Source organism: Sphaerisporangium rhizosphaerae (assembly GCF_042665155.1).
In the GTDB taxonomy this organism is placed as follows: Bacteria; Actinomycetota; Actinomycetes; order Streptosporangiales; family Streptosporangiaceae; genus Sphaerisporangium; species Sphaerisporangium rhizosphaerae.
Window position 1 is genome coordinate 23,285 of sequence record NZ_JBHTCG010000042.1, and the last position, 21,699, is coordinate 44,983.

The 21,699-nt window shown below is 73.2% G+C and carries 20 protein-coding genes; 11 read left to right on the forward strand and 9 right to left on the reverse strand.

Annotated features, from left to right (window positions below):
• Window positions 1-123: 123 nt before the first annotated feature.
• The 3 genes from ACFQSB_RS36110 (at window position 124) to ACFQSB_RS36120 (ending at window position 2,863) form a co-directional block, all read left to right on the forward strand.
• Window positions 124-1,113, forward strand: coding sequence for an aldo/keto reductase (locus tag ACFQSB_RS36110; protein WP_380831483.1), 990 nt, complete (start codon window positions 124-126; stop codon window positions 1,111-1,113).
• Between the two features lie 18 nt (window positions 1,114-1,131).
• The gene (locus ACFQSB_RS36115) at window positions 1,132-1,977 is read left to right on the forward strand and encodes an amidohydrolase family protein (RefSeq protein WP_380831485.1); all 846 of its coding nucleotides are present in this window, start codon (window positions 1,132-1,134) and stop codon (window positions 1,975-1,977) included.
• Window positions 1,978-2,272: 295 nt separating this feature from the next.
• Window positions 2,273-2,863: a superoxide dismutase gene (locus ACFQSB_RS36120; RefSeq protein ID WP_380831486.1), complete on the forward strand. Its 591-nt coding sequence runs from the start codon at window positions 2,273-2,275 to the stop codon at window positions 2,861-2,863.
• Between the two features lie 31 nt (window positions 2,864-2,894).
• Here ACFQSB_RS36120 and ACFQSB_RS36125 read toward each other — a convergent pair whose 3' ends face one another.
• The 8 genes from ACFQSB_RS36125 to ACFQSB_RS36160 form a co-directional block, all read right to left on the reverse strand.
• Window positions 2,895-3,827 carry an EamA family transporter gene (locus tag ACFQSB_RS36125; protein ID WP_380831488.1) on the reverse strand — a complete coding sequence of 311 codons (933 nt, stop codon included), beginning with the start codon at window positions 3,825-3,827 and terminating at the stop codon, window positions 2,895-2,897.
• A 45-nt stretch (window positions 3,828-3,872) separates the two neighbouring features.
• The gene (locus ACFQSB_RS36130; RefSeq protein ID WP_380831490.1) at window positions 3,873-5,222 is read right to left on the reverse strand and encodes an MFS transporter; all 1,350 of its coding nucleotides are present in this window, start codon (window positions 5,220-5,222) and stop codon (window positions 3,873-3,875) included.
• 212 nt (window positions 5,223-5,434) lie between these two features.
• A complete protein-coding gene (locus ACFQSB_RS36135; protein WP_380831492.1) occupies window positions 5,435-6,673 on the reverse strand; it encodes an RNA polymerase sigma factor in 1,239 nt (412 codons plus the stop codon).
• Between the two features lies 1 nt (window position 6,674).
• The gene (locus ACFQSB_RS36140) at window positions 6,675-7,022 is read right to left on the reverse strand and encodes a YciI family protein (RefSeq protein ID WP_354928021.1); all 348 of its coding nucleotides are present in this window, start codon (window positions 7,020-7,022) and stop codon (window positions 6,675-6,677) included.
• 152 nt (window positions 7,023-7,174) lie between these two features.
• The gene (locus ACFQSB_RS36145; RefSeq protein WP_354847101.1) at window positions 7,175-7,846 is read right to left on the reverse strand and encodes a FadR/GntR family transcriptional regulator; all 672 of its coding nucleotides are present in this window, start codon (window positions 7,844-7,846) and stop codon (window positions 7,175-7,177) included.
• Window positions 7,847-7,910: 64 nt separating this feature from the next.
• Window positions 7,911-8,942 (reverse strand): MBL fold metallo-hydrolase, encoded by a 1,032-nt coding sequence (locus ACFQSB_RS36150; protein ID WP_380831495.1) that lies wholly within the window; start codon window positions 8,940-8,942, stop codon window positions 7,911-7,913.
• Window positions 8,939-10,099 carry a steroid 3-ketoacyl-CoA thiolase gene (locus ACFQSB_RS36155; protein WP_354847107.1) on the reverse strand — a complete coding sequence of 387 codons (1,161 nt, stop codon included), beginning with the start codon at window positions 10,097-10,099 and terminating at the stop codon, window positions 8,939-8,941. Before ACFQSB_RS36155 ends, ACFQSB_RS36150 begins: the two co-directional genes overlap by 4 nt.
• 267 nt (window positions 10,100-10,366) lie before the next feature.
• On the reverse strand, window positions 10,367-11,092 hold the full coding sequence (locus tag ACFQSB_RS36160) for a TetR family transcriptional regulator (RefSeq protein WP_380831497.1): 726 nt from the start codon (window positions 11,090-11,092) through the stop codon (window positions 10,367-10,369).
• A 214-nt stretch (window positions 11,093-11,306) separates the two neighbouring features.
• Between ACFQSB_RS36160 and ACFQSB_RS36165 the strand changes: the two genes are divergently transcribed.
• The 8 genes from ACFQSB_RS36165 to ACFQSB_RS36200 all read left to right on the forward strand — a co-directional run bounded on the left by ACFQSB_RS36165 (window position 11,307) and on the right by ACFQSB_RS36200 (window position 18,594).
• Window positions 11,307-12,398, forward strand: a complete 1,092-nt coding sequence (locus ACFQSB_RS36165) for an acyl-CoA dehydrogenase family protein (protein ID WP_380831499.1) — start codon at window positions 11,307-11,309, stop codon at window positions 12,396-12,398.
• Window positions 12,398-13,552, forward strand: coding sequence for an acyl-CoA dehydrogenase family protein (locus ACFQSB_RS36170; protein ID WP_380831501.1), 1,155 nt, complete (start codon window positions 12,398-12,400; stop codon window positions 13,550-13,552). Before ACFQSB_RS36165 ends, ACFQSB_RS36170 begins: the two co-directional genes overlap by 1 nt.
• Before the next feature lie 118 nt (window positions 13,553-13,670).
• On the forward strand, window positions 13,671-14,627 hold the full coding sequence (locus tag ACFQSB_RS36175) for a bifunctional MaoC family dehydratase N-terminal/OB-fold nucleic acid binding domain-containing protein (RefSeq protein WP_380831503.1): 957 nt from the start codon (window positions 13,671-13,673) through the stop codon (window positions 14,625-14,627).
• Window positions 14,627-15,034 carry a MaoC/PaaZ C-terminal domain-containing protein gene (locus ACFQSB_RS36180; RefSeq protein ID WP_354927999.1) on the forward strand — a complete coding sequence of 136 codons (408 nt, stop codon included), beginning with the start codon at window positions 14,627-14,629 and terminating at the stop codon, window positions 15,032-15,034. The genes ACFQSB_RS36175 and ACFQSB_RS36180 overlap by 1 nt, the downstream gene beginning before the upstream one ends.
• Window positions 15,035-15,104: 70 nt before the next feature.
• The gene (locus ACFQSB_RS36185) at window positions 15,105-16,277 is read left to right on the forward strand and encodes a lipid-transfer protein (protein ID WP_380831505.1); all 1,173 of its coding nucleotides are present in this window, start codon (window positions 15,105-15,107) and stop codon (window positions 16,275-16,277) included.
• Between the two features lie 299 nt (window positions 16,278-16,576).
• A complete protein-coding gene (locus ACFQSB_RS36190) occupies window positions 16,577-17,317 on the forward strand; it encodes a DUF899 domain-containing protein (RefSeq protein WP_380831507.1) in 741 nt (246 codons plus the stop codon).
• 75 nt (window positions 17,318-17,392) lie between these two features.
• Entirely contained in the window at window positions 17,393-17,581 is a 189-nt protein-coding gene (locus ACFQSB_RS36195) for a DUF5134 domain-containing protein (RefSeq protein WP_380831509.1), read from the forward strand.
• 11 nt (window positions 17,582-17,592) lie between these two features.
• Window positions 17,593-18,594 (forward strand): sigma-70 family RNA polymerase sigma factor, encoded by a 1,002-nt coding sequence (locus ACFQSB_RS36200; protein WP_380831511.1) that lies wholly within the window; start codon window positions 17,593-17,595, stop codon window positions 18,592-18,594.
• A 428-nt stretch (window positions 18,595-19,022) separates the two neighbouring features.
• Here ACFQSB_RS36200 and ACFQSB_RS36205 read toward each other — a convergent pair whose 3' ends face one another.
• Window positions 19,023-21,602, reverse strand: a complete 2,580-nt coding sequence (locus tag ACFQSB_RS36205) for an RNA polymerase sigma factor (RefSeq protein ID WP_380831513.1) — start codon at window positions 21,600-21,602, stop codon at window positions 19,023-19,025.
• Window positions 21,603-21,699: the final 97 nt, after the last annotated feature.

Below are 21,699 nucleotides of genomic sequence, written 5' to 3' on the forward strand. Positions count from 1 at the left end.
GGCAACGCCGGATGAACCGCCTGCTGGACGGGGACTTCGACCCCTCGGCCGCGGGTATGCGCATGGTCCGGCAGATGGAGGCGCCGGCTCCTTGAGCCGGCGGCGACCGACGAAGGAGAAGCGATGCAGAGCCGGACCGTGGGACGCGGCGTCCAGGTCACCAGGTACGGATTCGGCGCCGCGCCGATCGGCAACCTGTTCGCGGCGGTGGGCGACGACGAGGCGCGCGAGGCGGTCGACGCGGCGTGGGCGGCCGGGGTGCGGTACTTCGACACCGCCCCGCACTACGGCCTCGGCCTGTCCGAGCGCCGCCTCGGCGCCGCCCTGCGCGACCGGCCGCGCGACTCCTACGCCCTGTCGACCAAGGTCGGGCGGCTCATCGTCCCGGCCGAGGACGCGGCGGCCGGCCACGAGCCGCCCGGGGAGGGCGGACGCGACGACCAGGGCTTCGACGTGCCCGCGACGCGGCGCCGGGTCTGGGACTTCTCCCGCGACGGCGTGCGCCGCTCCATCGAGGAGAGCCTCTCGCGTCTGGGGCTGGACGCGGTCGACATCGCGCTGATCCACGACCCGGACGACCACTGGGCGCAGGCCGTGGGCGAGGCCTACCCGGCACTCGCCGAGCTGCGCGACCAGGGCGTGGTCAGGGCGATCGGCGCCGGCATGAACCAGTGGGAGATGCTGGAGGGTTTCGTCAAGGAGACCGACCTCGACGTGGTCATGCTCGCCGGGCGTTACACGCTGCTCGACCAGTCGGGCGGCGCGCGGCTGCTGCCGCTCTGCCAGGAGCGCGGCGTCGCGGTGTTCGCGGCCGGCGTCTTCAACAGCGGGCTGCTGGCCACCCACGAGCCGGCCGGCACCTACGAGTACGCGCCGGCCCCCGGCCCGCTGGTCGAGCGGGCGCGGCGCATCGCGGCGGTGTGCGAGCGGTACGACGTCACGCTTCCGCAGGCGGCGCTGGCCTTCCCGCTGCGGCACCCGGCGGTGTCCTGCGTGGTCTCCGGCGCCCGCTCGGCGGCGGAGGTCGAGCGCAACGCGGCCCTGGCCGCCGTCCCCGTCCCCGGCGAGCTGTGGACCGCGCTCGCCGAGGAGTCCCTGGTCACCCTCGGCTAGCCGGATGGAGAGCAGCTCATGATCGACGCCCATCACCACCTGTGGGACACGGCCGCGCGCGACTACCCGTGGTTGAGCGGCGCGGCGATGGCCCCGCTGCGCCGCCCGTACGGCCTGGCGGACCTGCGGCGCGGGTGCGCGGCCCGCGGCGTCGAGCACACGGTGCTGGTGCAGACCGTGGGCGAGACGGCGGAGACCGAGGAGTTCCTGGCCACCGCGGCGGCCTCGGACGGGCTGGTGGCGGGCGTCGTGGGATGGGTCGACCTCACCGCGCCGGACGTGGCCGGCGAGCTCATGCGCCTGCGTTCCCTGCCGGGCGGCGAGCTCCTGGTGGGGATACGCCACCCGGTGCAGGGCGAGACCGACCCGAAGTGGCTGTACCGCGAGGACGTGCGGCACGGCGTCCGCGCGGTCGGCCAGGCGGGCCTGGCCTACGACCTGCTCGTGCTGGCGCACCAGCTCCCGGCGGCCCGCGACCTCGTGCGCGACCTGCCGGGCATGCGATTCGTGCTGGACCACGCGGCCAAGCCGCCGATCGCGTCCGGCGCCGTCGAGCCGTGGGCGAGCGAGATCAAGGCCCTGGCCGCCTCGCCCAATGTGATGTGCAAGCTGTCCGGCCTGGTCACCGAGGCCGACTGGCACGACTGGGACGCGCCGCGCCTCGCCCCGTACGCCGAGCACGTCCTCGGCTGTTTCGGGACCGATCGGGTGATGTTCGGCTCCGACTGGCCGGTGTGCGAGCTCGCGGCCTCGTATGAACAGGTCGTCGATCTGGCCCGGGAATTGACCGCCGGCCTTTCCGCCGCGGAGCGCGAGCTGGTTTTCGCGGGCAACGCCCGGGTGGCGTACGACCTGCCCTCCTGAGCCGGCGCGGTCCCGGGGGCCGGGGTCGCGTTTCCCTTTCCCGTGCGCCCGCCTGAGGTCAGGCGGGCGCAAGAGCATGTCCTGATCTCGGAAAACGCGGGCCTTTGCCCGGCGTTCATGGCAGCATTCGTGAATCACGGCGGGGAAAGGGTTTCGATTTACCCGCCCTGCGCGATAATCCCGGCGGTTAACGCTGATTGCTCATTCTTAGCCGCATATTGGCCCTTTTGGGTGCGACGTCGGGTATATCCGCAAATGCTGACGGAAAGGTCCGAACAGGGTAAGGGAGAGGCTCATGATGGCGGTGCGCGCGGGAGTCATGGCGATGGTCATGCCGGTGACGTTGCTGGGCGGAGGCGCCATGGCGTCGGCCAGGCCCCAGCCGGAGCCGCTGAGCCGCGGCCCCGAGCCGGTCCTCGCGCTCGGCCGCTTCGCGGGCTACGGCCCCGGGCAGACGGCCGTCACCTACGACCCCAAGCTCGTCCCCTCCGGCGCGGCGGCGGCCGTCGCCTATGTCCCCATCGCCGACGGGCACGCCAGCGTGCAGCTGAGGGCGCAGGGGCTGCTGCCCAACCGCAGGTACGGCGCGCACGTGCACACCAACGCCTGCGGGTCCAAGGGCGAGGACGCCGGGCCGCACTTCCAGCACGTCCAGGACCCGAAGACGCCCTCCACCGATCCGAAGTTCGCCAATCCCCGCAACGAGATCTGGCTCGACTTCACCACCGACGGCCAGGGCAACGGGTTCTCCCGCGCCGCGCTGGAGCGCAGGTTCACCGACCGGCGCCCGCACTCGGTGATCGTCCACGCCGACCACACCCACACCGACCCCGGACACGCCGGCCAGGCGGGCGCCAGGCTCGCCTGCATCAACGTCGACTTCTGAGCGGGAACCGGCGCGGAGGACCATCGGCGCGTCAGCCGGCCCCGGCTCCGCGCAGGGCTCCGCCGGGCGGCGGGCCTTCCGGGGTGCCGAGGGACGCGGCGGCCCTCCGCGCGGACGGCCGCACGGCCAGGACGGCGAGGCCGGTCAGCACGATGGCGCCGCCCAGCAACTCGCCGGCGCCGGGACGCTCGCCGAGCCAGACGCCGGCCGTCGCCATGCCGATGATCGGGACGAGCAGCGTGAACGGCGCCACGGCCGAGGCGGGGTACCGGCGCAGCAACGCGTTCCAGATGCCGAAGCCGACGAAGGTCGACAGGACCACCACGTACGCCAGCGCCGCGACCGACCCCGGGGCGAAGGAGGAGAACGCGCCGCGGATGCGGTCCGGGCCCTCGAACAGCGCCGACAGCCCGAGCAGGGGCAGCGGCGGCACCAGGCTGGACCACACCAGCAGACCGAGCCCCCCGGGCGCCCCGGCCCGCCGGACGCACACGTTGGCGACGCCCCACGAGGCCGCGGCCCCGAGCGCGAGCAGCAGGGGCCACAGCGGCACCTGGGCGCCCCTGCCCACCGCGATCACCGCGATGCCGGCGGAGGCGACCACGATGCCGGCGAGCCGGCGGCGTCCCGGACGCTCGCCGAGGACCACGGCGGCGACGGCCACCGTGAAGATCACCTGCGCCTGGAGCACCAGGGAGCTGAGGCCGGCGGGCAGGCCCAGGTACATGGCGGTGAACAGCAGCCCGAACTGCCCGGCCCACTGGAACAGCCCTACGACGACGATCCAGCGGACCGGGATCGCCGGGCGCGGGATGAGGAACACCGCCGGGACGGCGACCAGGGTGAAGCGCAGCGCCGCGAACAGCAGCGGCGGGAAGTGCTCGAGCCCGATGTCGATGACGACGAAGTTGACGCCCCACAGGACGGCGACGGCGATGGCGAGGAAGGAGTGAAGGGGGCGCACCCCTGGAGTTTCGACGCGTGCCGCGGTTCAGTCCAGCTATTTCTTCTAAAGTGATTCGTGTAGTGGTGCTACATCGTTCTGCGGGCCGTCCGGCGTGGTGGCCGTCCCGCCCGGAGCGGCCGTCGTCCCGGCCGGTGTGGTCGTCGTCGCGGCGGGAGCGGTCGTCGTCGTGGGAGCGGCGTATCGGCGTAGCGCCGGCATGGCCAGGGCGATCAGCCCGGCGCCCACGATGGTGGCCAGGCCGCCGCCGACCGCGCTCACGGTGGGCGACAGCGCCGAGCCGAGCGCGCCGGCGCGGAAGTTGCCGAGCTGCGGGCAGCCGGCGCCGACCAGGTACTCGGCGGCGCCGACCCGGCCCCGGTAGCGGTCGGGCGTCGCCACCTGCACGACCGAGGTGCGGAACACCACGCTCACCACGTCGGCGGCGCCGGCGACGGTCAGCAGCGCCAGCGCCGGCCACAGAGTGGGAGTCAGGCCGAAGCCGGCGACGGCGGCTCCCCAGATCGCCCCGGCCACCAGCATGGCCCGGCCCTGGCGGGACACCCGCCCGACCCATCCCGACAGCGCCGTGCCGGCCAGGCCGCCGGCCGCGACGGCGGAGGTGAGCAGGCCGAGCGTCTCGGCCGACCCGCCGAAGCGCTCGGCGTTGATCACCGGGAACAGCGCGTAGGGCATGCCGAGGAGCATGGCGCTCATGTCGGCGAGGAAGGCGCCGCCGATCACGCGGTTCCTCCCGATGAACCGCAGCCCCTCGGCGACCGCCCGCGGGCCCGGCCTGGTGCCCCCGCCCTCCGGCGGCATCGCCGGCAGCCGCGCGACGCCGTACAGCGCGAAGGCGAAGCTCAGCGCGTCGATGAGGTAACACGTGCGCAGGCCCCAGCCGGCGGCGATCACCCCGGCCAGGGCGGGGCCCACCGTCCCGCTGAAGTGGAAGGTGAACATGGTGAGCGCCGCGCCCGCCGGGACCTGCTCGGGCGGCAGCAGCCGGGCGAGGAACGTGCCGCGCGCCGGGCTGTTGACCGCGGCGAGCGCCGACTGCAGCACGACCAGGCAGTACAGCGGCCACACCTGGCCGAACCCGGCGAACGCCTGGACGGCGAACAGCGCCGACACAACGGCCAGGCAGCCGCTGGTCACCAGCACCAGTTTGCGCCGGTCGACCGCGTCGATGACCACGCCCCCCGCGAGGCCGAGCACGATCGAGGGAACGGCGCTCGCCAGGCCGACCGCGCCGACGGCGACCGCCGAGCCGGTCATCGTGTAGACCTGCAGGACCACGGCGAAGGTCGTCATCTGCCCGCCGACGGCCGACAGCAGCGTCCCCGCCCACAGGCGGCGGAACGCGGGAGAGCTCCGCAGGGGACGCACGTCCATCAGCAGCCGGCCGCCCGCCATGTCCCGTCCCCCTCCAGACGCCAGGTCCCCCCGGATGAGGGACGGTCGGCGATGAGCCGGGGAAGTCTAACCACGCCTCCGGCGGCGCGGCCAGCGGTTTTCCGCGCGGAACACCGGGACGCGGTGGTCACCGGCGTCTCGTGGGCGACGCTCGAGCTGTTCCCGTGTCGGTGGCCTGGGCCGCCGACGCCGGCCGGAGGACACGGCGGCGCCTAAGGCCGGAGCCCTCGGAGGCGTTCGGCGAGGAAGCGGCGCTCGGCGGCGTTCTCGGTGAGCAGCAGTGCCTCCTCGTACGCGGTGCGGGCCTCCGCGATGCGGCCGAGGCGGCGCAGGAAGTCGGCGCGCGAGGCGGCCAGGTAGCCGTACCCGGCCAGTTGCGGCTCGCCGGCGAGCGAGTCCAGCTCCCTCAGCCCGCGGGCGGGACCATGGACGAACCCCAGGGCCACCGCGCGGTTGAGCGCCACGACCGGCGACGGCCAGACGCAGACGAGCAGGTCGTAGAGCGCGAGCACCTCGCGCCAGTCGGTGTCGTCCCAGGTGGGCGCCTCGGAGTGGACGGCGGCGATGGCGGCCATCAGGGCGAAGCGGCCCGGCGGGCGGCGCCGCAGCGCCTCGCGGACCAGCGCCACCCCCTCGGCGATGGCCGGACGGTCCCAGCGGGTGCGGTCCTGCTCGTCCAGCGTGAGCAGCCGCCCGTCGCCGGCCACCCGGGTGGCGGCGCGGGCGTCGGTGAGCAGGATCAGCGCGAGCAGGCCGGCGACGTCGGCGTCGTCCGGCAGCAGCACCCGCAGCATGCGGGCCAGGTCCAGCGAGCGTTCCACCAGGTCGCGGCGGACGACCGACTCGCCGGCCGGGGCGGTGTGCCCGGTGGTGAACAGCAGGTGCACGACGGTGAGCACCGCGTCGATGCGCCCGGGGAGCGCCTCCGGCGGCGGCACGCGGTAGGGGATGCGCGCGGCGGCGATCTTCTTCTTGGCTCTGGTGAGGCGGGCCGCCATGGTCGGCTCGCTCACCAGGAAGGCGCGGGCGACCTCCGCCGTGGTCAGCCCGCACAGCAGGCGCAGGGTCAGGGCGACCTGCGCCTGCAGGGCCATGGCGGGATGGCAGCAGGTGAAGATCAGCCGGAGCCGGTCGTCGCCCGCCCGCGCGGCGGGCGTCTCGTCCGGCCCCGGCTCGACCTGGTCCTCCAGTAGCAACGGCAGCGACCGGCGCATGGTCGCGTCCCGGCGCAGCAGGTCCAGAGCGCGGTTCCTGGCCACCGTCGTCAGCCAGGCCCCCGGGCTGGCCGGGACGCCCTGGGCGCTCCAGGCGGTCAGCGCCCTGGCGTAGGCGTCCTGCACGCACTCCTCGGCCAGGTCGATGTCGCGGGTGACGCGCACCGCCGCGGAGAGCACGAAGGCCCACTCGCGGCGGTGCGCGTCCGCGACGGCGGCCGCCGCCTCCGGGGTCACCTCAGTCGAAGATCTGCACCGGGCGGACTTCGACGCCGCCGTAGGGCGCCGGAACCTGCTTGGCCACGGCGATCGCCTCGTCCAGATCGGCCGCGTCGATCAGGTAGTAGCCGCAGATGGCCTCCTTGGTCTCGACGAAGGCCCCGTCGGTGACCAGGAACTCGCCGGAGGAGTCCTTGCGGATGGAGGTGGCGGTGCCGGTCGGGTGCAGCGCGTCGCCGCCCAGCAGCTTGGGCCCGTTGTGCTCGGCGAACACGACGTGCTCCTTGTAGACGCGGTCGTGGTCCTCCTGCGTGGCGGCGGCGTAGGAGGCTTCGTCCTCGTAGATGAGAACCAGGTACTTGGCCATGATGCGGTCCTTCCGTGTTCGTCCATGTCCGTCGGAGCTCGTCCGCCCCGGTTCGCGGGCCGGACATCCATCCCGACGCGTGGGTCTCCCTCGGATCGACAGGACGGCGGAACTCCGCCGGAGATTTCTCTCGGCCTCTGCGGCGCGGGGGCTCAGAGAGCGCGGCGCAGCCATTCCTCGACGCCGGCGACGTGGACGGTGGCCCAGGCGCGGGCGACGTCGGGTTGACGGCCGGCGATGGCCTCGTAGATCGCGGCGTGCTGCTCCCTGGTCTTGACGGTGGCCCCCTCCTGGGTGAGGCCGCGCCAGACGCGGGCTCGGGTGGTCGGCCCGGACAGGCTCTCGATGAGCGAGCACAGCACGGTGTTGCCCGATCCCTTGGCGATGAGCTGGTGGAACTCCAGGTCGTTGGCGACGAGCTGCTCGATGCTCGGGTCGTCGGGCAGGGCGTCCAGGATCGACCGGAGGTCCTCGACCTGGCCGTCGGTCATGGCGAGCGCCGCCATGCCGGTGGCGGCCGGTTCGAGGATGCGGCGCACCTGGAAGAACTCCAGCACGGTGTCGTCGCGGTGGAAGTCGACCACGAAGGACAGGGCGTCGAGCAGGAGGTGGGGCTCCAGGCTGGTGACGTACGTGCCGTCGCCCTGCCGCACGTCCAGCACGTTGATCAGCGCGAGCGCGCGGACGGCCTCGCGGAGGGAGTTGCGGGACAGGCCGAGGCGTTCGGCCAGGTCGGCCTCCTTGGGGAGCCGCGCGCCCGGGCCGAGCTCGCCCGAGACGATCATTCCCTTGATCTTGTCGATCGCCGCGTCCGTGACCGCCACGGAGACACCACCTCTGCTTTTCGCGCTTCATCCGCAGACATCGGATGTCTATGAGTGTATGGGGTCATTGTGACGTGGCGGTGAACCGGACGGGATCGCCGGGAGCCCCAGGTGCGCGGCGGACGGCGCCGCGGGACTCCAGCGTCCGCAGATGCGCCGCCGCTTCGCCCGCGGCGAGGCCGCGCTGCACGGGCGCCAGGTCGCTCCACGGCCTGTTCCAGGTCATTCGCTCGGCGACCTGCCAGATCGTCAGGGGCTCGGCCGCGTCCCCTGTCATCATGTCGCGCAGACGTAGGAGCTTGTCCTCATGGTGGGCACGAATCTCGGCCGCGCGGGCGGCGACGTCCGCGAAGGGCTCCTCGTGCGCCGGCAGCGCCTGCGCCTCTCCCAGCCCGGCCACCCGGGTGAGGGACCCGAGAAAGTCTTCCAGCGGATCGACGTCCTGCCGGTCGTACGGATAAATGCCGATGTGAGGGGTGATGTCGGGCAGGACGTGGTCGCCGGTGAACAGCCGGTCGGCGTCCTCCAGGTGCAGGCACACATGCCCGGGAGTGTGGCCCGGCGTCCACACCACACGCAGCACGCGCCCCGGCAGGTCGATCAGGTCCCCGTCGCGCAGCTCCCTGTCGGGCTGCGCGGGCGGGTCGGGCCGCTCGGAAGCCCGGACGGCCTCCGCCTCCGCCCCCGCGCCCGCCCGGCGCATCATCTCGGCCTGGAACTCGCGATGGGAGTCCACCGGCATGCCGCGCATCAGGCGCACGATGGCGGCGTCCGCCTCGTGCATCGCGATCCAGCCGCCCGACTCCTCGCGCACCCGCCCGGCCAGCCCGGCGTGGTCGGGGTGGTAGTGGGTGACGACCACCCCGCGCACCTCCCGGACGTCCACGCCGCACGCGGCGAGCCCGTCGCGCAGCGCCGTCCAGGCGTCCTGGTGGTTCCAGCCCGCGTCGACCAGCACCGGCCCCGCGGGGGACTCCACCGCGTACACCAGCGTGTACCCGAGCGGGCTGCCGGGGATCGGCACCGGCACGCTCCACACTGCGCCGCCCAGGTCGGCGGGACGCTGGGCGCTGTAGGCCCTGCGGCGCGTCCTCACACGCGCTCGAGGATGGTCGCGGTGGCCAGGGCGCCGCCGGCGCACATCGACACCAGCGCGGTCGCGCGGTCGGCCCGCTCCAGCTCGTGCAGCGCCGTGGTGACCAGCCGGGCGCCCGTCGCGCCCACCGGGTGCCCGAGCGCGATGGCCCCGCCGTTCACGTTGACCCGCTCCATGTCCGGGGCGTGCACCTCCGCCCAGGACAGCACGACGGCCGCGAACGCCTCGTTCACCTCGAACCTGTCGATGTCGCGCACGGACATCCCCGACATGGCCAGCACCTTGGCGGTCGCGTCCACCGGCCCGTCCAGGTGGTAGTAGGGCTCGGAACCGACCAGGGCCTGAGCCAGGATGCGGGCGCGCGGGCGCAGGCCGTGCCGGGCCGCGGCCTCCTCGCTCATCAGCAGCACGGCGGCGGCGCCGTCGGAGATCTGCGAGGAGGTGCCCGCGGTGTGCAGGGCGTCCTCCCCGAGCACCGGCCTCAGCCTGGCCAGCCCCTCGGCCGTGGTCTCGCGCAGGCCCTGGTCCCTGGACACGGCGAGGGTCTCTCCCGTGGGAACCCCGTTCTCGCCCAGAACGGGCGCGGTCACGGGGATCACCTCGCGCTCGAACCGGCCGTCGGCCCACGCCTTGGCCGCCTGCCGCTGCGAGCGGGCGCCGAACCGGTCGAGCCGCTCCCGGGTCAACCCGCGCCGCTGGGCGATGCGCTCGGCGGCGGTGAACTGGTCGGGCAGGTCGATCGACCAGTCACCGGGGCGCGGGTTGGCCGGCAGCACGTTGCTGCCGAGCGGCTGGCGGGACATGGACTCGACGCCGCAGGCGATGCCCACGTCGATCACCCCGGCCTGGATGAGCGCGGCGACCAGGTGCACGGCCTGCTGGGAGGAGCCGCACTGGGCGTCCACCGTCGTCACCCCGGTCTGGTACGGCAGGCCGGCGTAGAGCCAGGCGTGCCTGCCGACGTGGCCGCCCTGCTCGCCGGCCTGGGTGACGCAGCCCGCGAAGACCTGCCCGACGGCGGAGGGGTCGATGCCGGACCTCTCGACGACGCCGTTCATGGCCGCCCCGAGCAGGGCCTGCGGTTTGACCCCCGCCAGCCAGCCGTTGCGCTTGCCGATCGGGGTGCGTACGGCTTCGACGATCACGGGCCTGCCCATGCGGCCTCCTTCCCATCAGAACAAGGTTCCGCCGCGACTGTAACCGGTTCTAATTTGCCGCGAAAGCCTTGCCGGGCGCCGGAAGCCCTCCCGGAACCCTCCTGGAAGCGGGAAGCCCTCCTGGAACCCTCGTGGAAGCGGGAAGCCCTCCTGGAACCCTCGTGGAAGCGGGAAGCCCTCCTGGAACCCTCGTGGAAGCGGGAAGCCCTCCCGAAAGCCGGAAGCCTTCTCGGAAGCGGGAAGCCCTCGCGGATGCCCGAGGCCCTCTCAGGCGTCGGAGTCGTCGCGGTCGTCGCGGTCGTCGCGGTCGTCGCGGTCGTCGCGGTCGTCGAAGTCGGCGAGCAGGCGCTCGGCCGCGATCTCGATGCGACGCTGGATCTGCTCGTAGGTGCGCCGGCCGCGCAGCATCTCCAGCAGCTCGTTCACCCACACCCCGGCCAGCGAGCCGACGAGGGCGAACTGCTCCTCGGAGGCGGCCTCGAGGGTGAGGCCGTTGCCCGAGACGCGCAGCAGCAGCCCGGCCATGCGGTCGCCGAACGGGACCTCGACCTGGGCCATGATCAGCGAGCGGATGAGCGCGTCGGCGAGCTCTGGCTCGCGCATGAGGCCGCGGGTGGCGCGCATGAGCACGTCCACCCCCCGCCCCGCCGCCGTCTCGGCGCTCGGCGGACGCCGCTCGATGCTGTTCTCGAGCAGGTCGATCTCTTCGCCGACGACCGCGACGACGAGATCCATCTTCGAGGGGAAGTAGCGGTAGAGGGTGCCGAGCGCGACCCCGGCGCGTTCGGCGACGGTCCGCATCTGCATCGCCTCGACGCCGCCCCGCGAGGCGAGGGCCGCGGCGGCCTGGACGATGCGCTTGCGCCGTTGGTGCTGGCTGCGGGTGCGGACGCCGGAGGAGACCCGGGCCGCCGGGGACGGCGGCGCCGCCTGGTCGTCGCCGCCGGGACCGGAGGCCGGGACGGCGGCGGCGCCGGCATGCGAGGTGCGCATGAGAACACGTTACCGGATGACCCGCAGGTAGGGCTTGTTACTCACCGGTCACAAGGAAGGCCGGTCTTGCATGACCTTTGTGTTGCGCGCATGTGTCGGATCGGGGTCACGCGCAATCGCTATGGACACAGATTAGAATCTGTTCTAATTTGCGGCTGACCGGACTGCCACTGGACTCCCACCGGGCTCGACCGGGCGCACGGAAGGCGTCGTGATGGATTTCGACCTCGACGAGACGCAGGCGGAGCTGAAAGAGCTGGCCGCGGGCCTGTTCGGCCGGGAGGCCGGGCCCGACCGCCTGGCCGCCCACGAGAAGAGCGGGCAGCCCTACGACGCCGAACTGTGGCGGGCGGTGGCGCGGGCGGGGCTCATCGGGGCCTGCCTGCCGGAGGAGGCCGGCGGCGCCGGGCTCGGCGCCGTGGCGATGGCCGTGGTCGCGCGCGAGGCCGGGGCGCGGGTGGTCCCCGTCCCCCTGCAGGACGGCCTGGTCGCGGCCATGGTGATCGGCCGGTACGGCTCGGCCGCGCAGCGCGCGCTCGCCGCGCGCCTGGCCGAGGGCGAGGTCGTGCTGACCGCCGCGCTCATGGAACCCGGCCGCGACCTCGGCACGCTCCCGCTCACCGAGGCCCGTCCCGGCGGAGCCGGCGGCGGGTGGGCGCTCTCCGGGCGCAAGACCATGGTCTCCTACGCCGCCGAGGCCGCCGCGATCGTCGTCCCGGCCGTGACGCCGCGGGGCGTCGGGCTCTTCCTCGTCGAGCCGGGGGCGGCGTCCCTGGCGCCGGCGCCCACCTCCACCGGCGAGCCGGCCGCGACGCTGATCCTCTCCGACACCCCGGCCGAGCCGCTCGGCGAGCCGGACGGCGCCGCGTTCGCCGCCCTTCGGCGCCTGGCGCTGGTCGCCCTGACGGCGAGCGCCTCCGGCGTCCTCGCGGGCGCGCTGGCCCTGACCACCGAGCACATCAAGACCCGCAGGCAGTTCGACCGCGCCCTGGCCGAGTTCCAGGCGGTGACCATGCAGATCGCCGACGTCTATATCGCCGGGCGGGCGCTGGACGTGGCCGTCTGGTCGGGCGCGTGGCGGGTGGACCAGGGGCTCGCCGAGGAGGCCGACGTGGACCTCGAGGTCGCCGCGCACACGGCCGCCGACGCCGCCCTCGCCGCCCTCTACACCTGCCAGCACCTGCACGGGGGCCTCGGCCTGGACGTCACCTACCCGCTGCACCGCCACTTCGCCTGGGGCAAGCACCGGGCGCACCTGCTCGGCGGCGCGGAGGCCCGGCTCGACATGATGGGAGCCCTCGTCTGATGCTGATCGACCTGACCCCCGAGCAGAAGCGGCTCCGCGAGGAACTGCGGGAGTACTTCGCCGCCTGCCTGACCGGCGAAGATCGCGCCAAGATCTCCGAGGACCCGTTCGGCGAGGCGTACATGGAGCACTGCCGCAGGCTGGGCCGCGACGGCAAGCTCGGGCTCGGCTGGCCCGAGGAGTACGGCGGTGGCGGCTACGGGCCGCTGGAGCAGCAGATCTTCGCCAACGAGATCGCCCGCGCCGACGTGCCGTACCCGATCATCACCGTGCAGACGGTGGGCCCGACCCTGATGCAGTACGGCACGACGGAGCAGAAGGAGTTCTTCCTGCCCCGCATCCTGGCCGGCGACTGCCACTTCGCCATCGGGTACAGCGAGCCGGGCGCCGGCACCGACCTGGCCTCGCTGCGCACGTCGGCGGTCAGGGACGGCGACCACTACGTCGTCAACGGCCAGAAGATCTTCACCTCCGGCGCGCACTACGCCGGGTACATCTGGCTGGCCGCCCGCACCGACCCCGGTGCCAAGAAGCATCGCGGCATCTCGATGCTGATCGCCGACACCCGCGACCCGGGGTACTCCTGGACGCCGATCGTGACCATGGACGGCCGCCACCACACCAACTCGACGTACTACTCCGACGTCAGGGTGCCGGCGGACATGCTGGTCGGCGAGGAGAACAAGGGCTGGGACCTCATCGTCAACCAGCTCAACCACGAGCGGGTCACCCTCGGCCCGGCCGGCAACCTCGCCCGCGTGTACGACCGGTTCTCCGCCTGGGCCCGGCGCACCGGCGCCATCGACGAGCCCGCCGTGCGCCGGGCCATCGCCCGCGTCTACGCCTGCTTCCGCACCAACGAACTCCTCAACTGGCAGGTCGCCGCGAACATGGGCCTCGGCTGGCTCGGCGCGCCGGACGCCTCCGCCACCAAGATCTACGGCTCCGAGCGCATGCAGGAGGTCGGGCGGATCGTCGGGGAGACGCTGGCGCGGTTCGGCGACCTGTCCGACCCGGAGACCGCCGCCTTCGCCGAGCAGCTCGACCGGTCGGTCAAGGGGGCGATCGTGCTGACCTTCGGCGGCGGGGTGAACGAGGTCCAGCGCGAGCTCATCGCGATGCTCGGCCTCGGGCTGCCCCGCCCGCCCCGGTGAGCGCGAGGACGACAGGGACGCGGGAGGACGACAGGGACGCGCGAGGACGACAGGGACGCGGGAGGGCCGAGACGGTGATGGGCGCGATGGGCACGACGAGCACGGGCGGAGGACGGAGATGACCACGACGGCCGGGCAGGACCTGCACGAGCGGCTCGTCGCCCTGGCGGAGGCGCGCATCGCGGTGGGCGAGGTCCGCGGCGCCCCGGCGGCCGATCCGGTCAACCTGCCGATGATCCGCCACTGGACCACCGCGATGGGGGACGCGAACCCGGTCTACACCGACGAGGCGTTCGCCGCCGCGAGCGTGCACGGGGAGATCGTCGCGCCGCCCGCGATGGCGCAGGTGTGGACGATGGCCGGGCTCGGCCCGCCCGGCGGCGCGGGCACCCCGGTGGACGACGTGCTGCGCACGCTCGACGAGGGCGGCTTCACCGGCGTGGTGGCCACCAACTGCGAGCAGACCTACCACCGGTACGTGCGGCTGGGGGAGCGGCTGGTGCCGGCCACGCGGCTGACCGGGCTGAGCGGGCCGAAGACCACGGCGCTCGGAACCGGATATTTCGTGACCTGGCTGGTCACCTGGTACTCCGATCACGAACCCGTCGCGGAGATGATGTTCCGGGTATTGAAGTTTCGTCCGCGGGAGGAGAAAGCCGCGCCCGAGAAGCGCGTGGCCTACCCTCTGACGCCGGCCGTCAACCGGGACACGGCGTTCTTCTGGGAGGGTGTCCGGGAAGGCGAGTTGCGCATCCAGAAATGCGGTGACTGCGGCGAACTGCGGCACCCGCCCGGACCGATCTGCCCGTCCTGCCGGTCGGCGAACCGGGTGTACGCCGTGGCGAGCGGGGTCGGCGAGGTCTACAGCTTCGTGGTGCACCACGCTCCTCCGATGCCGGGGCTGGACCCGCCTTTCGTGGTGGCGGTGATCGCGCTGCCGGAGGGAATACGAATTGTCGGAAATGTCGTGGAATGCCCACCGGAAAGCGTGAGCATCGGTATGCCGGTACGAGTGGCATACCGCGAAATGGACGACAAGCTGACCTTGCCGATGTGGGTACCCCGGGAGTCCTGATGCGCACACTGACCGAAGACGAGATCGAGCGCGGGACCGCGCTGCCGCCGTTGCGCATCGAGCTCACACCGACCACCGTCATCGCGACGGCCCTGTCGACCATGGACTTCACGCCGGTCCACCACGACGTCGCGGGCGCCAGGGCCCAGGGGTCGGCGGACATCTTCCTCAACATCCTCACCACCATGGGGCTGGTCGAGCGGTACGTCACCGACTGGGCCGGGCCCGAGGCCCTGATCCGCGGCATCAACGTCCGCCTCGGCGTGCCCGCGTACGCCGGGGACACCCTGACCTTCAGCGGCGTCGTCACCGAGCGGCGGGACGGCGAGGTGACCGTCGAGGTCCGCGGCGCCGTCAGCCTGGGCGACCACGCCATCGGCACCGTGCGCTTCAACCTCCCCCGCTGACCGGCGCCCCGCCCTCCGCAGGAGGGTGTGCTCCCCGCCAGGGCCGACGTCACCAGAAAGGGCTCACCACGTGCACTCGCTCTCCGGCCGCGCGGCCCTCGCGGGCATCGGCGCCACCGAGTTCTCCAAGGAGTCCGGCCGCACGGAGCTCCAGCTCGCCGCCGAGGCCGTCTTCGCCGCGCTGGACGACGCCGGCCTCTCGCCGTCCGACGTGGACGGCCTGGTCACCTTCACCCAGGACGCCAACCAGGAGATCGCCGTCGCCCGCGAGACCGGCATCGGCGACCTGTCGTTCTTCTCCCGCGTCGAGTACGGGGGAGGCGCGGCGTGCGGCACGGTGCTCCAGGCCGCCATGGCCGTCGCCACCGGCGTCGCCTCCACCGTGGTGTGCTACCGGGCCTTCAACGAGCGGTCCGGGCGCAGATTCGGCCAGCCGAACGCCGGGCTCGGCGGCGAGCCGTCCTCGCTCGGCGTCGAGATGGGGTGGCACGCCCCGTTCGGGCTGCTGACCCCCGCCGCGTGGGTCGCGATGTTCGCCAGGCGGTACATGCACACCTACGGAGCCACCTCCGAGGACTACGGCCGCGTCGCCGTGGCCATGCGCCGTCACGCGGCGGCCAACCCGGCGGCCTGGTTCTACCAGCGGCCCATCACGCTGGAGGAGCACCAGGCGTCCAGGTGGATCGTCGAGCCGCTGCACCTGCTCGACTGCTGCCAGGAGAGCGACGGGGCCGTGGCCCTGGTCGTCACCTCGGCCGAGCGGGCCAGGGACCTGCGGCGCTCACCGGCGGTCATCACGGCGGCCGCGCAAGGGTCGGGCGCCGGGCAGATGATGATGACCAGCTTCTACCGCGACGACATGGCGGGACTTCCGGAGATGGGCGTCGTGGCGCGCGGCCTCTGGGAGATGTCGGGCATGTCGCCGCAGGACATCCAGACGGCCATCCTGTACGACCACTTCACCCCGTTCGTGCTCACCCAACTCGAGGAGCTGGGCTTCTGCGCCAGGGGAGAGGCGTGCGACTTCATCGCCGGCGGGGGCATCGAGATCGACGGCCATCTGCCGGTCAACCCGCACGGCGGCCAGCTCGGCGAGGCGTACATCCACGGCATGAACGGCATCGCCGAAGCCGTGCGGCAGGTGCGCGGCACCTCCGTCAACCAGGTCCCCGGCGTCCAGAACGTCCTGGTCACCGCCGGCACCGGCGTCCCCACCAGCGGCCTCATCCTCTCCCGCGACTGACTCGCGCGACCGATCCCCGCGCCCGACCACGCGATCCCCGCGCCCGGCCACGCGACGCGCGACCGGCCTCACGCGACCGGCTTGCGCGGGCCCGCTGAAGGGCGCGCACAGGACGCCGCTCGCTCTCCGGACCCTCTCCGATGAGTTTTCGCGCCATGGCGCCTCTGTACATGTGGACGGCTCGCCGACCGCGCGATCCGGTGTCCGATGCCGGCCGGTCGGTCAGGCTCGCCGAGGCCACGGCCGCAGGTTCCGCCGTCCGCCCACATCGTGATCGACTTCAGTAGAGAGGGAAGACGATGGCTCTTCCGCGGACGGCGTCCCGTGACGAGTGGCTGGCAGCCCGGCTGAGACTGCTCGACAGGGAGAAGGAGGTCATGCGGGCGCAGGACGCGGTCACCGCACAGCGCCGCGAACTGCCCATGGTGAAGATCGACAAGGAGTACGAGTTCGAGAGCGCGGCCGGCAAGGCGCGCCTCGGCGAGCTGTTCGAGGGCCGCCGCCAGCTCATCGTCTATCACTTCATGTGGAACGACGGCTGGGAAGAGGGCTGCCCGAGCTGCTCGTTCGCGGTCGACAACGTGGGCCGCCTCGAGCACCTGCACGGCAGCGACACCACGTTCGCGCTCGTCTCCCGCGCGCCGCTGTCGAAGATCGACAGGTGGAGGGCGCGGATGGGATGGACCATCCCGTGGTACTCCTCGGCCGGGAGCGACTTCAACCACGACTTCCACGTCACCAACGACGAGTCCGTCGCACCGGTCCAGTACAACTACAAGAACAGGGCCGCCATGGAACGTGAGGGCCTGGAGTACGCGGTCAACGGCGACGCGCAGGGCCTGAGCGTCTTCGTCCGCGACCAGGACGCCGTCTTCCACACCTACTCGACCTACGGGCGCGGCGCCGAGGTGCTGTTGAGCACCTACCACTACCTCGACCTGACGCCCCTCGGGCGGGACCGCTACGTCAACCAGTTCCCCTACCACGACACCTACGGCGACGGCGCGGGCGACGACCACCACCACGCCCACCACCACTGAGCACGCGGGCGGCAAGGCGGGTGAGGCCCCCACCGACGGGGCGTCACCCCTCCGTCCCGGACATGGAGTCCTGCGATGATCGAGTCGATACCACTCAGATGGACGCTCATACTGGCGTTCGCGGCCACAGGACTGTGGTTCCTGTTCCGCGGCGCGCGACCCGCTTCCGGCGACGGGGCACGGGGCGCCGCCGAAAGGATCTCCCACGTCGCTCACGCGCTCATGGCCGCGGCGATGGCGTTCATGTTCTGGACGATGGGATGAGCGGAGGTGCCGTGACGCGTACGGCGCGGCTGCCGGCGGACCCGGCGTCCGGAGCGTCCGACGACGGGTTCGCCCGGCTCAGCGAACCCTTCCGGCGGGAACTGCTGGCGTACTGCTACCGGATGCTCGGCTCGGTCCACGACGCCGAGGACGCGCTCCAGGACACCTACCTGCAGGCGTGGCGCGGGTACGCCGGCTTCGAAGGCCGCTCCTCGATGCGCACCTGGCTGTACCGCATCGCGACGCGGACCTGCCTCAAGGCGCTGGAGGGCAACGGCCGCCGGCCGCTGCCCTCCGGGCTGGGCGGCCCGAGCCACGACCCGGACGCATCGCCGCGCTCCCGGCTGCCCGAGGTGCCATGGCTGCAACCGGCTCCCGGCGCACTGTTCGGTACCGCCTCCGACGATCCGGCCGTCATCGTCGAGGCCAGGCAGACCATGCGGCTGGGGTTCATCGCCGCGTTGCAGTACCTTCCCGGCAGGCAGCGCGCGGTGCTGATCCTGCGCGACGTGCTCGCCTGGCGGGCAGGCGAGGTCGCCGACCTGCTCGGCACCACGACGGCCGCGGTCAACAGCGCGTTGCAGCGCGCCCGGGCGCAGCTCAGCCAGATCGCGCCCACCGCGGAAGGGCTCACCGAGCCGGACGACCCGGCCCAGCGCGGGCTGCTCGACCGGTACGCGACCGCGTTCGAGAACGCCGACGTCGACGCCCTGATGGCGGTGCTGGCCGACGATGTCGTCTGGGAGATGCCGCCGATCCCCACCTGGTTCAGCGGACGCGAGACGGTCGGACGGTTCCTCGGCGCCAGGATCCTGGCCGGAGGCGGCTACCGGATGGTCGCGGCGCGCGTGAACGAACAACCCGCCTTCGGCTCCTACGCGCGAGGCGACGACGGCGTCCACCGGCCGCACGCCCTGCAGGTGCTGACCGTCACCGCCGCGGGCGTAGGGCACGTCGTGGCCTTCCTCGACGCCGACCTGTTCCCGGCATGCGGCCTGCCACCGGAGCTTTAGCCTGTCGCGCCGGAAGTCCGCCCCCTGAGTCGACCGCCCGACAAGCGAGGCCGGTCGGCGGTTTTTCGCTTTCGACCTCGTGGATCGGATGAGACTCACCCGACCCCCCTCCGGCGCAGGCCGCTCGTGCCCCACCCCTCACCAACCGTGGCGGGCGCCTTCGCTGTCGCTGGGTGTGGTGTTCTTCTGGCTTCGGCGGGGCCTTGTGTAGCTTCGCGGGGCTCAAAGCACTGCCGCCTTGGCGGGCGCCTGCGCTTTTGCTGGGGGTGGTGCTCGCCTGGCCCTGGCGGGGCCTTCGCCGTCGCCGGGGTGCGATGCTCTCCCCGCCATGGCTGGACCTTCTCCGGCGCCGGGTCGGCGGGACGAGGGGCGGCGAATCCGGCGCGCGTGTGCGGTGGGTGACCCGCGCACGTGCGCCGGTCGCAGCACTATGGGGTGACGATCGTCGGGACCGTGAAGAAGACGAGCATCGCGATGGCGACGCACAGCAGGAAACCGGCCAGTTCCCAGAGCCAGTCGTAGTGGTGCTCGCCGATCTTGATCGGCTTCAGCCGGTCGTGGCGGCGCGGCCGGGTCACTCCGCCGGACGTCGTGGCCGTGGCCGTGACGCTCGCCGGGGCGGCCTCGGACGCGGGGTCGTCCCCGTCCGCGTCCACGGCCCCGGAGTCCAGGGACGCGGCCCCGGATGCCGTGGACGCGGACCCATTCTTCGTGGGCGTGGATGCGGGGTCCGTGGTGGGGAGTTCGGAGTTCGTGGACGCGGGCTCCGGGGTCATGGAGGCCGGCGCGGGTCCGATGGCCGCCGGTCCGGCGTCCGGCGCCGGGATCTCCGGGGAAGGGGAGAAGGTGGACGCGATCGCCGGTTCGGTGGACGCGGGGGCCTCGGCGTGGGCGGCGGGGATGGACGCGGAGATCGCGGGCATCTCGACCGTCGAAGGGCCGTCCCCGAAGCTCGTGTCGGCGTCGGCGTCGGCGGCGGGGAAGCCGTCCTGTGCGGGCGGCGCCTCCAACGCGGAGAAGGCCGCGCCGAACGCGGGCGGCGGCGCCGCGAAGACCGGCGGTGCGCCCGAAGCCGAGCCGCCCGGGGGGAACGGCGGTGCGCCGAAGGCCGACCCCAGATCGAGGAGCGGGGGTGCACCGGAGGCCGGGCCGGTTTCGGGGAACAGGGGAGCCTCAGGGAACGGGGGCGCGCTAGAGGCCGCTGCCACGTGGGACGTCGTGGGCACGGCGGGGAACGGGCGCTGGGATGACGCGGGTACCCCGTCGTGGGCCGCCGTAGGGGCGACGAAGGTGGCGCCGGAAGCGGGCAGCGGAGGCGCCGAGGCTGCTCCCCGAGGCGCGGATGGTTCCGCGGGCCAGGCCGTGGACGATCCCATGGGCCAGGCCTCGGGCACGGGAGGCGTCGTGGGGGAGGCTGTAGGAGCGGGGGATGCCGGGGTCTTCGTGCGCCTGAGTAGGTTCCGCGCTCCGGCGAGGAACGCCGCCAGGGGAGACTTCGGCCTGTCCCGCGACTCCGGGTCGGCACCGGCCGGGTGCGGAGGCGACTGACCTCCGGAGAGGTCGTCCGCGCCGTGAGAGGCGCGGGAGGGGGCGGGCCGGGAGGGGAACAGGTCCGGCCGGGCGGGCGCGGATGGGACGAGGCCGTGCTCGGCGGGCTCCTGGGGGGAGGTGGGGCCCACACTGAAGGTGCGCTGCAGGGTGGGCCACTGGCCGTTCGCCAGGGCGTTCTTGAACAGCGAGCCCTCGCCGCCAGGGGCGCCCCGCTTCCTGTCCGGGCGAGACGCGCCGCGCCGTTCCTGGGCCGGACGCGAGGACGTGCGGGGCTCGTCCGCCGACTGAGAGGAGGGCCGGGCTTCGCCGGCCACGTGGGATGCGGTGCCCGGAACGCCGGTGGAGCGGGACGTGGTGTCCGAGGGAGCGGTCGTACGGGACGTGGGGCTCAGGGCGTCGGTGGAGTGCGAAGCGGCGCCGAAAACGTCGGGCGAGAGGGGAGCGGTGCCGAAGACATCGGTGGAGTGGGGAGCGGCGCCGAAGACGTCGGTGGGGTGAGAGGGGGCGCCCGGGGCGTCGGTCGTGCGGGACGTGACGCCGGGGCCGTCGGCCGTGCCGGAGGGGGCGTGCGTGGAGGATGGCGTGGGGGCTTCGGTGGCGCGGAAACGGGAGCGAGACGCGCGAGCCGGTTTTCCGGCGGGGCGGGAGGCGCCGCGGAGTCTGGGCATCGGCTCGGTGGTGGCCTCGTGCTTGGATCTGCGGCCGGGGGCCGGAGGCGTGAGCTCCGGCGCGGGGAAGACGCCGGCGTTGGTGACCGGGTTGGGCTCGGCGAGCGGCAGAGGCCAGCGCGGCGTGGTGGGCCACCGCTTCTGCTGCGGGGCTCGCGCGGACGCCTTGGCCGTGTCGGGTGCGGGTTCCTCGGGCACCGCGGCGAGGACGCGGGTGCGCAGGGACGGCGCGGGAGTGCGCCAGGGCAGCCGGCCGAGGGACTCCTCGGCGGGCGCGACCCCGAGCACGTCGTACTCGGCGGCGAGCCGCGCGGAGGGCGTGGTGGCCCGCGCGGAGGAGACGGCCGAGGCCAGGGAACGGGCGAAGCGGTGACGCGCACTGATCATGAGCTGCTCGGCCGTGTCGGCCGCGACGTCCAGGACCCATGCGAGCTCCACGGTGTCGAGCCCGCAGACCGCCGACAGCAGCAGCACCTCGCGCTGGTGCGGGCGCACCTCGCGCACCACCCGTTCGACCAGCGCGGTCACCGGGTCGGCGGCGGGGTCCACCGAGGGGAAGGAGTAGGCGACATCGCGCCGGTAGATCTCACGGCGGGCGAGCGCGTACAGGGCGGCGCGCGGGGGCTCGATGGCCGGGACGCCGGTGAGAACGGCCACCAGGGTGTTGGCGGCGGAGGCGGTGTCACCGAGCTGGTCGTGGCAGTACGCGAACAGCCCGGCGGCGTGACGGTCGTAGAGCTCGGCGACCAGCTCGCCACGAGGGCGGCGATCGATGAGCGATGGAGTCACAGCCGGTACCTCTGGAATTCTCGAGCGGGGTCGGGGGGTTGGGTGTGACGGCAGAGGTCAGAGGGAGCGTCAGTGGAAGCGTGGGGGCCAATCATGT